We start from the raw sequence: 11,862 nt of genomic DNA, 5'->3' as shown, positions 1-11,862 counted from the left end.
AGTAGCCAAATTGCTCGTCGTGTTTCCGCTTTTAACAAGCACCTCGAGCCCATCAACCCAAAGCTCATAGCCTGCAGCCCCACTCACTTGGTTCCATTCCAGAGTTACCGTTGAATCAGACGAACTAACTGTCTCACCATCAATTGGACTGACCAGTGTTGGTGGGGATAAGGCGCTTTCAGATAGAGTAAAAGATTCGGATGAGGACCAGGAGCCATAATCTCCTGAGCTGTTTTGTGCCCTGGCCTTCCATTGATGGGGACCATAACCTAAAGTAGCCGATTTGCTCGTAGTGCTTCCGCTTCCAACAAGCACCTCGATTCCATCAACCCAAAGCTCATAGCCTACAGCCCCACTCACTTGGTTCCATTCCAGAGTTACCGTTGAATCAGACGAACTAACTGTCTCACCATCAATTGGACTGACAAGTGTTGGTGCAATAACTGGCACTACATCATCAGATTCGATCCACTTAAATGCTGCATACCCATAGGTTTCGGTGCTTCCACAGCTACCTGCTGGGTCAATCCGAATTTGGGTGATTGTCCCATACCAGTTTGAGTTACTACTCATATCAAATTCGTAGGTTCCACCGCTTGGTCCAGAACTCAAAGAAATACTATCACCTGAATAAGTGCTGCTTGATCCTGATCTTTTGAAATATAGCTGCGCATTCAGATCAGGGCAGTATGTCCAAATATAGGCTCTGATGATTTCATTTGAATCTGCATCCATTGATATGTCTGGACTGACAATAGCTGGGTCACTGCCATACATATAAACATTGAGCTGCCCACCATTATCTGAACTATGCGTAAGATGTGTATTGCTGTCACGTACAGTCCAACTTTCTATCGATGATGTAAAATCCCAACGGACACCTGAGCTTGCCGAATAAGCCAGCACAGGAAAGGAAATCTGCAACAAAAAAATGAGGGCAAGCCTAATAAAAAACATTGCAAGTTTTCTCCGCAAAAATGGACGAACAGCTGTGAATGTTTTCCCCGCAGGCTCTACATTTAAACCCTATCCATATGCCATCAACTTCTTTGTTTTGAAAGATAGACATCACAAATTCAAAGCAACTTTCCTTCGCCGAACCAACCAAGCCACAAGCATCAAAAACGGCATGCCCAGCAACACTCCCTGCACCCATATCCCCCCTTCCAACAATACCCAGCTCAACCCAACAAGTGGAAGCAGAGTGATGCGTACAACAACCCTCAACCCCTCATGGCCTCTTAACCAACCAGCTACTGGCGGGGAGTTTTCATAATACCACGTAACAAATTTTTTACCTACAACATTCGTCAACAAGAAGCGATCTCTAAACCGTCTCAACAGCATCACATCCGGGGCATCCGGGGAGCCATGCGCTGCTGTGGCAATGAAGCAGGCGCTGACCAGGCACTCACCGTTGGGGAAGACGCAATTGCGCCCACTCTCCGCTTTGGTTGCAGCAACTTGCGTTTCTTGCAGGTAGGATCCGCCCCAGGCATCTACAATCGTGCCATCCAGCTCATCGCCCCCCACGCTCTCAAGATCATCATCTCCCAACTGCCCCTCACACAGATGCAGTTTGATCATGGTCTGGTTGGCCGATGAGGTGTCCAACTCCCAGCCCACGCCATCCTCACGACCATCCCACTCCGGGAAGGCATACCAATGATCGGTATCATCAGCAGGGGTCTCCCCATATTCCGGCGTGGGGCCAAACTTGATGACACCGTTCAAATGATCGGATGAAGTTAGTTTTGGTGCGACAATGCTCACCACCGTGCATCCGCCGGGATCCAAGCCGGTTACCTGGAACGCCTGGAATCCGTTGGGAAATGTGCGGCTTTCAAAGTTTTCCTCCGGATCTTCGGAAAAATCGAACGCATCCATTGCCACGACACTTTCGACGCTGCCCACTGAAGCAGAAGGTGCACCCAAACCCGCGATACCCGGTCCTGCCCCAAATGCGGAAAAGTGGCTGACAGTAAATTCAATGGTTCCGGTGACCGCTACATAGTTGGCATCCGGCACGATGGCAAGGTCATTCCCCCCTTCGAAGTCGGCAATGGAAGGAGCTGTCCAGATGGCGAGTTGGCCACTCTCAAAAGCCTGAGCTGTGGTTTCGACACTGAACCCGGCCCCCTCCAACGCAGATGTATTGAGGGGAAGCGAAATGTTTACTGCATTCAAAACCGACTCGGTGGAATCATTATCCGAACCACTTGTGGAGAGAAGCGCGTTGTTTTCATTGAATACCACCATGTCGATCTCCACCAATTCACCCCCGGTGAGATCAGCCAGACCAGCGGTGGGCGCTTGCGGATCGGCGCTGGCGGCGTGGACAGAGGTGAAAATTTCATCCACCTCGGTATTGAAGGCATCGGTGGGGAGTTGAATGAGGACGTTTTGCACCGTCTCCATCTCATCCAACTCAAAATTGGTCCCGATATCCTCTCCCACCGCCATGGGCTGGGTCGTTCCGCTATCTTCGGTGCGCGGCCCGGAGGCCGGTTCGGAAAGCGGGGGATACACCACCGGGGCGGAGACAATCTCATCCCCATCCATGAAGACCTGAACGATGGGCTCATTTTCCTCGACCGTCGCGCTGGTCGAATAGAGTTCATCAACGCTTTCAGAGGTCTCTCCCGCCTCCGGCAAGGTCACTACCACCACGCTATCGACGGTGACATCGGGGTCGTCGATGTTTTGGTTGATGGTTTCAATCAGCTCAAAGGCATCCTCCGAAATATCCACCTCGAAGGTATCGGATTGATCCCCCGCTTCGAAGGAGGCTGAAATGGTCTCAAAGGCCTCTTCGTTTATCTCAACAGGAAGCGGCTCAATGGTGAACGTGCCCAGTTCAAGCTCTCCATCTTCGGGAGGATCCTTGTAATCAGATACCCCTTCCGGAGCCACGGCCATAAACCCGGTCACCACGAACTGATCCATATCGATGATCAACTCGAATGTGCCAGTTCCGCCATTTCCTGCTGTGGTCGGCGTGACAACGCCCTGGATCTCCATTGTTTTTCCATCCAGATCCGTTACCAGTGCGACCACCTCGGCTTCAGCTATATCAATATCCGCATCGTCAGCCATCTCCACGATGCCCGTGTAGGTCAACGTGTTCGCTCCAATGGGGGAGAGCATCACCGCTACGGATGTTTCACCTTCCGAAACCACCACTTTTTGCCCCAGATAGAGTCCAGGGATATCGCCTTCCACCGAAAAAACATATTCCCCCTCTCCCAGATTGGAAAAAGTGGCCTCGCCTGAAGCATCGGTTCGTTGGATTGATGACCCGGGTTCCATCGCTTCCAGTTCATTTTTTACCGAGGATGGCTCGGTCAACTCCACCACCGCATCGAAAATTGCCTCTGCGGACTCGGCATCGGTGACGATAAAGGTGATGGTTTCAACCGGAATGACGTTGAGGTCGATGGTGATCGATTTGAGCGCCTCCACATCGGCCAGAGCAGCCTGATCCGTTGTGGCCTGAACAGAAAATGGGGTGATCACCTCGACATCTGCGGGAAAAATCGTCGCCACAGCCGGGTTGCCGTTTTCGCTATCTTCCTCAGCAATGGCCGACTCTGAAATCGTGGGCAGGCTCTCCAAGTCCAGGCCTCCAGTGGCATCGAAGGTTTCAAAGACAAAAAGATCGCCGGGAGCCCCACCAGTCACACGGACACTCTGGGAATCGTCATCTTCCAGGATGTTCCACTCCGATGGGGTGATTTCAAAAGGGACGTGGATGGTGGCCGAGGCGCTCACCGTTTCAACACCATCCTCCTCACCAGATACACGCAGGGTATAGACACCAGCGAAGGCTCCCGTGGTCGGTGGGGTGAAGGTGTAGATTTCATCGGCAACGGACAGGGTCGTTCCGGTCAGGTCATTCCCGTAGCCATCGGTAACGGTCACCGTCCAGCTGCCAGCATCACCACTGAGAATAAAAGAGAGGGGGGCACCGCCAGAGAGGGTCTGGGTGGTGCCACTGATGGTGACGCCGTTGGCCACGATATCCAATGAACCGTTGACCTGTACCGTGATGGATTGATCCGCCTCGATATCATCATAGGTGGCATCAACGATGGTGATGGTAGCGATACCCGGTCCCACAACGGTGACCAACCCCGATTCGCTTACTACGACTACATTTTCATTACTTGATCGATAGATAAACACCCCTTCAACCGTCCCCCCGGTAGCTGTTATCTGAGAGGTGGTGTTGTCGCTGGTATCAAGCAAAAGGGAATCGGCGCTGGTCAGGATCAGGGGATTGATCACCTCAATGGTTGACGTGGTGAAGGTGTTGGTGGTGTTTTCACCGTGATAGTCCAGATCGTCAGAGATGGTGACGCTGAAAAGTCCCACTGCCAGGGCGGTCACGGTTCCATTTTGGTCAATGTGGGCAATCTCTTCATCACTGGTTTGATAGCTATAAGTACCATCCCCTCCCGTGGCCATCAGGCTTTGGGAGCCATTCACCACCATTCCCTGAAAAAGGGGGTGTGTGGTTTCCAGCACCAGTGGTTCCCAAACCGTGATCGTCGCTTCCACCTCGACAGATTGGTCATTGATGGCACCTGTGACCACCACCAGATCGGTGCTCTCCATGATACCAGCGGTATAAGTGGATTCACTGCCGATAGAGGGGCTCAATTGGCCTGTGGCGGGCTCTGTCAGGGTCCATGACGGGTCGCTGTCGCTGCCAGTGACAGAGAGGATAAATGTGTCGCCAGTCATCAGGGATATGGAAGAACGGTTCAGAACAAAATTCGACAGGGTCAAGACAAAGACATCCGAAACCGCCAATCCTCCCGAATCGGTGGCGGTCACCCGGATCGAAAATGCACTGTCTTCGCCCACAGCCGGGATCCCTGTGAATGTTTGGTTATCAGGCAAAAAAATCAGCCTCTCGGGAAGATCGGAACCATCCTCCAGAGTCGCCGATAAGGTCAGGGAATCATCGTCATCCACATCCTGGAAGGTTGTGGCAGAAATCTGGAAACTGAAATCACTCGCGTTCGCTACACGCTGATCAGGAATCTCCTCGGCGACCACCGGCGCATCGTTGATGGGATTGATGGTGACGGTTATGGGCACAGGATCGGAATAGGCCTCCCCGTCAAACACCTGATAGAAAAATAGATCGTCACCGTTGGCATTGGCGTTTGGGGTGTATATGAAAGCACCGGTGCCAGGATCGGTAATCTGAACGCTGCCTATGAGACCGTCATCCACCAAGCTGAAAGTCAAAGGATCGTTTTCCGGATCAGATGCCTCCAGATTGCCTGAAACCGAAAAATCCTCCTCCAGGATCAGGGTTTCAGAAATACCTGAAGGTGGATCGTTGACAGGCACGACCGAAATGTCGAACTGAGTGGATGAAAGAACGCCCCCCACACCATCGGAAACAGAAAATATAAAATAGTCCGTAGTGGTTTCTGATCCGTCATGTTGATAGGTGATGAGGCCCCCATCAATTGCTTCCTGAGTGAATGTGGCATTGGTTGCCAGTATGGAATCCGCATGGAACAGGGCCCCATGGGATGGAGCGGAGGTCAGGGTGAAGGTGATATCCGAAGCATCCTGCTGTTCCAGGTCCGACACATCCAGATAGTCATTGCTGATGGTGGCGCTCCCGCCTTCTGAGATAGACAAGGGGTTCAAACTTGCCAGGAAAGGAGCGTCGTTGGTTGGGGTTACGGTCAGTTCGAAAGATTCACTCGCTGTATCAATGCTGTCGCTAACTGTGAGAGTGATGGTGACAACGCCGTTCTGATCAGCCAATGGGGTAACGGTAACCGTGCGGTCGGATCCAGCCCCCCCCAGCACGACATGGACATCCTGGACCAGGCTTGAGTCATCGGTGCTGGCAGAAACCGTGAGATCAGATAGCGTGGCATCGACATCATTGACGGAAAAGGCAATGGGTGCAGTAGCGCTGTCCTCGTCGATGATCTGGTCGTCTATGGAAGAGATGGTGGGAGGGTCATTGATGGGGTTAACAGTCAAATCGAAGGATTCACTCACCATATCCTCACCATCGCTGACGGTGATGGTGATGGTGGCGACCCCGCTCTGATCCGCCACAGGGTTGATGGTGACGGTACGATTGGAGCCGGAACCAGCCAGGATAATATGGTCTGTCTGGACCAACGAGGTGTTGCTGGAGCTAACCGAAAGAACCAGCTTGGAGGAAGCCGTTTCGGTATCATGGATGGAGAAGGAGATATCGTTGGTGGTGCTATCCTCGTCGCTGCTTTGGTCTGAGATGTTGGAAATGGTAGGGGTATCGTTAATGGGGTTTACTACCAGATCGAAAGCGATATTTGCCGAGTCCGTGCCATCACTGACGGTAATGGTGATGGTGGCGGAGCCGCTCTCATTTGCTTCGGGAGTGACGGTGATGGTGCGGCTGGACCCGGAGCCCCCCAGATCGATCTGGTCTGTCTGAACCAGGCCGGTATTGTCGGAGCTGACGGAGAAGGTAAGATCGGCGGAATCCGTTTCGCTATCGTATATCGTAAAAGAAAGGGCACCGGTGGAACCATCCTCATTGATCGCCTGATCATCGATGGTGGAGATGGATGGGGTGTCGTTGACGGCAGATATGGATATGTTAAAAACAGTTTCGGAAATAGATCCGCCCGCACCATCTGTTACAGATACGGAAAAGCTATCAAAGGTGGTCTCGGAGCCATCATGGTCATAGGTGATCAGGTTGTTGTTGATTTGCTCCTGGCTGAACGTATCGTTTACGGCAAGCTCAGAACCGTCATTGTACAGGGTTCCATTCGTTGGTGAGGCAACCAATGAAAAAATCAGCTCCGAGGGGGCTTGGTCCAGGTCTGTCACTTGCAAGCTAGCCTGGCTGATGATGTTCCCTGTGCTTCCCTCATTCACTGTCAATATGGCGTTGGTATGAATGGATGGAGGATCGTTGCCAGAGGCCAGCTGTAATGTCTCCTCGATGATCTGAAGGGAATCTCCATCCAAAACAAAAGATGATTGATAGTAGGCATGGTCATCCTGGCCAGAACTCCCCAGTGAAATGTCGATGGTGACTTCATCACCTTCATTCCAGGAGCCGTCAAAATTGGCGATTGCGATCGCCAGAAGGCCATTATCATCATTATAGTAAATGATGCCGTTGTCATTGTTGGACTGGTCACAAACCAGCTCAGATGCCTGCCCATTCACATCCGTTACCAAAAAAACCAGACTGCCATCACAAGGCGGTATGTCACCTGAAACCCCTTTGATAATGGCTGATAAGGTTTTGGGTGGGTTGGTTGCAAAGCTGATTGTTGGTGCGAAAACCAGCAACAAACAAAAACAAGCGATTAATATGATTTTTGAAAAATCACATCTTGTGCCATCCCCATCAAAAAAGCGTATTGGTGTCATTTGAGTCAGGCCTACCAGGACAAAAGAAGATCTTCTGAATCTTTGAACGTTTGGATTGGCTTTTCATCAATGGATATCGTAGCTGTGCTGATATATCGGGGAGGGCAACCTTCTTCTTTAAGACCGATTTCAACATCAAGTACATCATCTGACTGCCAAGGCTTATCGAAATTTCCAACGACAATAGTCACTAATCCGTTCGCTTCATTATAAGCGATAATGCCATCTTCATTGGAGCCTTCTAAATAACGGGTGGTTTGTGTGTTTGAATCGGTAACGCGAATAACAAGGTTTTCCGTAGCGGGATAGGCTCCCATTTTTTCAACCATGCGTGCGATGATGGTTTTGAGTGAGGGGAGTTCTGTATCAGCAGACACATTTTTTGGGAATGTCAATGCCAAGGCAGAAGATAAAAGGAAGGCTGCTGTTAGATATCTGGCAAATGTCATCTGTCATGCCTCCAATGAGCGTCGATAAGGAAGGAGATGGGTGCGATGTCGCTCTCTTGGCGTGCCAAAATTGGCAAGCGCCGATTCGGTGATGAATGCAACGTGCTCAGGGGTAGCGTTGGCGGTGGCCTGATTGTCGTTGGTGATGAGGGAGGAAAGCGTGAGTTCCAGGTACTCACCAGCGATCCGGTCTATGTAGCCGGTGACCCCGATTTTGAGGGGAAGCTCAGTGGTGAAATGGATCTCCGGTTTCAAAGAGGCATCAGAGCCGCCGCCCACCGTGATCGCCTCCACCCATGAAGATCGATAGCCCGAACCTGAGGCATCTTTAACCGGGCCTTCAAATAGGCAGCCCAATATTTTGAAACCGGGCCCGGAGTTTTTTCCTGTCTCGCCATCATCAAACCAAAGGTTGGCAGGAACGTGAGGGATAGCTCTGGAAAAAATCTGAGACATAAAAACACCATCCCCCCCATTCGTCCTCAGGTACTCATGATCCTCGCATATCGATATTTGATCAAACGGCGTTGACAACGACCAGAATAAAAAAAAATTTAAAACATTGAAAGACAAAACCATTTGGTTGGCTATCATCAAAACTTATCTGGCTGCTCAAACCAAAAGCCTTTTTTGGTGCACTCCCGATTTGAAAACCAGCGTTCTTTGGAGAGAACCACCAGGAAGGGTCTCCAGATGCCAGGGAAGTCGGCCTTTTCTCCATAGCAGCCTGCTGTTGTTCTTTCAGCCTCGTTTGGACTCCAAAATCACCGTTTGGTGGCGAACAGGCAGGTGCAGGAGGGTTTGAACTCGAAAGGAGGTTTGGGTTTATGCTCCGCTGTGGTTAACTCTCCGGAAACGATGGCCGTCAATTGAGCGTCAGCTATCTCCGAAACCACATTTCAGAAGCCATTCAGATCCGGTCAGCTCCTGGTGGGTGTAGCGCGGCTCCTCCTGATGACCGTTGCCAGCTGGATATTTCCAGACTTGTACAAACAATGATTGATTTTTGTCTGCTTCATGGTCATCCTCAAAATTATAATCATGTCAGCAACTTTCGGAGGTTCCATGGCGCGCACGGTCACTTGGCTGCATCTATCCGATCTTCACGCTTGTCCCAAAAAAAATGGTTGGGATTCCGACACCATTATTGAGTCGTTGAAGAATGATCTGGACAAGCTAAAAGAGAGATACCAGCCTGATCTCATCTTTTTTACCGGTGATGCCGCTCACGGAGACCGAGCCGAATGCGGTGCGCTGGATGAGCAAAACGAAGTAGCCGCCCTGTTTTTTCTGGGACTACTGGATCTCTACCCGGATCTTTCTGCTGATCGCTTTTTTCTTGTTCCTGGCAATCACGATGTGGACCGGGATGAGGTTGGTGATCCGATGAGAGAGTGGCTTGAAAACAGCAAACGCGATGCCGGCGGCATCGCCGAGATGCTTGCTCAAAAAGATCGAAACTGGCGGGAATGCATGAAGCGGCTCCACGGCTATCAAAAAATGCTCGAAAGCCTTGATTTAGACCACTTGAACCAGGATCCGGATCGCCTCTGCTACCACCAGACTGTTTCCATCCATGGTGTTGTTGTCGGGATTGCTGGCCTGAACTCTGCCTGGTCTTGTGGCCGGAAAGAGGAAAAAGGCAAGCTCTGGTTGGGGGGAGAGTGGCAAATCAAAACCCTTCATAACAAAGTGAAATCATCCGATCTGACCATTGCCCTCACCCACCATCCTTTCGGTTGGTTTACGCCATCTGAGGAGAAAGCATCCAAAAAACGGCTACAGACCTCCTTTGATCTCCATCTTCATGGCCATGAACATCAAGGATGGTTCAATGTTCAGGAGGAAGATCGCCGCTGGAACCAAAAAACCCATGTTTTATAACGATGAGGCCGATTATCTGAGCCAGCGGGGAGAGCACCAGGCGGCGCTCGATCTCCTTGATCGGGCTATCGACAACGACTATACCAGAACCCTGCGAGCCGCTATCCAACGCCGTTTAGGCTGATCCGAAAAACAACCCATGAAACAAAAAAAGGGGCTGGACCGAAAGATCCAACCCCTTTTCGAGGATATATGGAGCGGGCGAAGGGAATCGAACCCTCGTCTTAAGCTTGGGAAGCTTAGGCCCTACCATTAGACGACGCCCGCTTTGTTGATCGTTTGGCAGGGTAGCGGGAATGAGTTGCTGGATCAACCGTTTTCGGCAGTTCTGGGCTTTGGCGGGGCGTTGGGGCTTTCCAGCCACCCTTGCAGATCCTTCAGGGCGCGTTCGCTGCGGGCGGTTTTTCTGAAGCGTTTGGCCAGTTTTTGCTGAAGAGGGGGGAAGAGGCCAAAATTGATATTCATGGGTTGAAAATCTGTTTTTCCCTCCACCCCGTTGGTCACATGATTCAGCAGCGCCCCGTGGGCTGTGGTGGCTGGGGGGGGGGATGGGGTTCGGCCCTGGATCATGTCAGTCAGAAACAATCCTGCCAGCAAACCCATCGCTGCCGACTCCACATACCCTTCGACTCCGATAATCTGTCCGGCAAACAACAAATTCGGCTGGCTTTTCAGCTGCAAGGTTGGCGTCAAAAGCTTTGGGCTATCGATAAAGGTATTGCGGTGGAGTGCTCCCAAGCGCATGAATTCAGCTTTTTCCAACCCTGGAATCGTGCGAAACAGCCGCACTTGTTCCCCGTGGGTTAATTTGGTTTGGAACCCTACGATGTTCCAGAGAGTTCCCAGCTTGTTATCTTGGCGCAGTTGCACCACGGCCCATGGGGTTTGGCCATTGTGGTGGGGATTGTTCAAGCCTACTGGTTTCATTGGGCCGAAACGGGGGGTTTCCCGGCCTCGTTCTGCCATTACTTCAATGGGCAGGCAGCCGTCAAAATAGGGGATTTTTTCGAACTCTCGAAAAGCCACTTTTTCCCCATCCAGCAGGCCATCGATAAAAGCTTCGTATTGTGCTTGGTCCATGGGGCAGTTGATGTAGTCGTCTCCCTCTCCCTTGCCGTAACGGGATTGTTTCCAGGCGATATCAAAATCGATGGATTCGAAGGAAACGATGGGTGCCAGGGCATCGAAGAATGCCAGGCGTTTTCTTCCCAGCATGTTTTCCAGCCATTGGGCCAGAGGATCGGAGGTGAGTGGGCCGGTGGCAATCAGGGTATAGCCTTCTTGGGGGGGCTTGGTCAGTTCTTTTCGCACCAGGGTGATTAGGGGGTGGGATTCAATTCGTTTGGTAATCCAATCTGAGAACCCTTCCCGATCCACTGCCAAGGCGCTTCCGGCTGGCACTCGGTTGGCGTCTCCTGCGGCCATGATCAAGCCATTTAGTTCTCGCATTTCCTGGTGAAGTACGCCTACTGCGCTGCGTTGGGCATCGTCGGAGCGCAGGGAGTTGGAGCAGACCAGTTCGCCACAGTGTGCTGTTTGATGTGCAGGGGTGGTTTGGTGGGGGCGCATTTCATAAAGTTTGACTGTAATTCCCCGTTGTGCCAGTTGCCAGGCTGCTTCGGAGCCTGCGAGGCCTGCACCGATGATGTGAACGGGGGGGTGGTTCATGGCGATTATATTTTCCTGAGGGGGTGGAGTGATTTGAAATTATAATGGCTTGTTGGTTTTGCCATTGATTTTATTATTAGGGGTGAAGGGGGATTATCTCCCTTCCGGGTGTGGGCAGAGCCCACGGTTTGTCTTTTGATTTTATCTTTTGATCTTATCTTTTGATTTTGCTTTACCAACTCCAGCGGGTTTGGGGCGCAGCCCCAAGGTCTTGATTTTGTTGTTTTGCTTTTTTGTCAAAGAGACCACGATGTGCCTATTATTGCATGGATATACAATTATTTAGAGTCAAAGGCTTTAAAGTCAAAATCAAAACCGTGGGGGCTTCGCCCCCACACCCCCGGGGGGTTGTAAAACAAATTCAAAAGATTAAATTCAAAAGATTAAATTCAAAAGATTAAATTCAAAAGATTAAATTCAAAAGATTAAATTCAAAAGATTAAATTCA

7 protein-coding genes and 1 tRNA gene are annotated in these 11,862 nt (G+C 51.0%); 2 read left to right on the top strand and 6 right to left on the bottom strand.

Annotated features, from left to right (window positions below; translation table 11 throughout):
- Both HQL52_14885 and HQL52_14880 read right to left on the bottom strand, forming a co-directional pair.
- Positions 1-957 (bottom strand): hypothetical protein (locus HQL52_14885; GenBank protein MBF0370734.1); only part of this gene is annotated, 957 nt, incomplete at its 3' end.
- Positions 958-1,068: 111 nt separating this feature from the next.
- Positions 1,069-7,206: a tandem-95 repeat protein gene (locus HQL52_14880; protein MBF0370733.1), complete on the bottom strand. Its 6,138-nt coding sequence runs from the start codon at positions 7,204-7,206 to the stop codon at positions 1,069-1,071.
- Positions 7,207-7,270: 64 nt separating this feature from the next.
- Here HQL52_14880 and HQL52_14875 point away from each other — a divergent pair, with 64 nt between their 5' ends.
- Positions 7,271-7,417, top strand: a complete 147-nt coding sequence (locus HQL52_14875) for a hypothetical protein (protein MBF0370732.1) — start codon at positions 7,271-7,273, stop codon at positions 7,415-7,417.
- Between the two features lie 7 nt (positions 7,418-7,424).
- Here the strand turns inward: HQL52_14875 and HQL52_14870 are convergent, their stop codons facing one another.
- Both HQL52_14870 and HQL52_14865 read right to left on the bottom strand, forming a co-directional pair.
- Positions 7,425-7,862 (bottom strand): hypothetical protein, encoded by a 438-nt coding sequence (locus tag HQL52_14870; GenBank protein MBF0370731.1) that lies wholly within the window; start codon positions 7,860-7,862, stop codon positions 7,425-7,427.
- Between the two features lie 3 nt (positions 7,863-7,865).
- Positions 7,866-8,456, bottom strand: coding sequence for a hypothetical protein (locus HQL52_14865; GenBank protein ID MBF0370730.1), 591 nt, complete (start codon positions 8,454-8,456; stop codon positions 7,866-7,868).
- Positions 8,457-8,927: 471 nt separating this feature from the next.
- Between HQL52_14865 and HQL52_14860 the strand changes: the two genes are divergently transcribed.
- Complete coding sequence (locus HQL52_14860; GenBank protein ID MBF0370729.1) at positions 8,928-9,746, top strand: metallophosphoesterase; 819 nt, start codon at positions 8,928-8,930, stop codon at positions 9,744-9,746.
- A 193-nt stretch (positions 9,747-9,939) separates the two neighbouring features.
- Here the strand turns inward: HQL52_14860 and HQL52_14855 are convergent.
- Positions 9,940-10,013: transfer RNA gene (locus HQL52_14855), tRNA-Gly, on the bottom strand.
- A 42-nt stretch (positions 10,014-10,055) separates the two neighbouring features.
- Positions 10,056-11,414, bottom strand: coding sequence for a methylenetetrahydrofolate--tRNA-(uracil(54)-C(5))-methyltransferase (FADH(2)-oxidizing) TrmFO (trmFO, locus tag HQL52_14850; GenBank protein ID MBF0370728.1), 1,359 nt, complete (start codon positions 11,412-11,414; stop codon positions 10,056-10,058).
- Between the last annotated feature and the right edge of the window lie 448 nt (positions 11,415-11,862).

The organism is Magnetococcales bacterium, assembly GCA_015232395.1.
Taxonomy (GTDB): Bacteria; Pseudomonadota; Magnetococcia; order Magnetococcales; family JADFZT01; genus JADFZT01.
The sequence above is the reverse complement of the archived record's forward strand: the minus strand, read 5'-3'. Positions and strand labels throughout refer to the sequence as shown.

What these genes read in the sequence shown, in the direction of transcription:
- HQL52_14875 (MBF0370732.1), top strand. Translation starts at nt 7,271, where the DNA reads ATGGCTGATAAGGTTTTGGGTGGGTTGGTTGCAAAGCTGATTGTTGGT.
- HQL52_14870 (MBF0370731.1), bottom strand. Translation starts at nt 7,862, where the DNA reads ATGACATTTGCCAGATATCTAACAGCAGCCTTCCTTTTATCTTCTGCC.
- HQL52_14865 (MBF0370730.1), bottom strand. Translation starts at nt 8,456, where the DNA reads ATGATAGCCAACCAAATGGTTTTGTCTTTCAATGTTTTAAATTTTTTT.
- HQL52_14860 (MBF0370729.1), top strand. Translation starts at nt 8,928, where the DNA reads ATGGCGCGCACGGTCACTTGGCTGCATCTATCCGATCTTCACGCTTGT.
- trmFO (MBF0370728.1), bottom strand. Translation starts at nt 11,414, where the DNA reads ATGAACCACCCCCCCGTTCACATCATCGGTGCAGGCCTCGCAGGCTCC.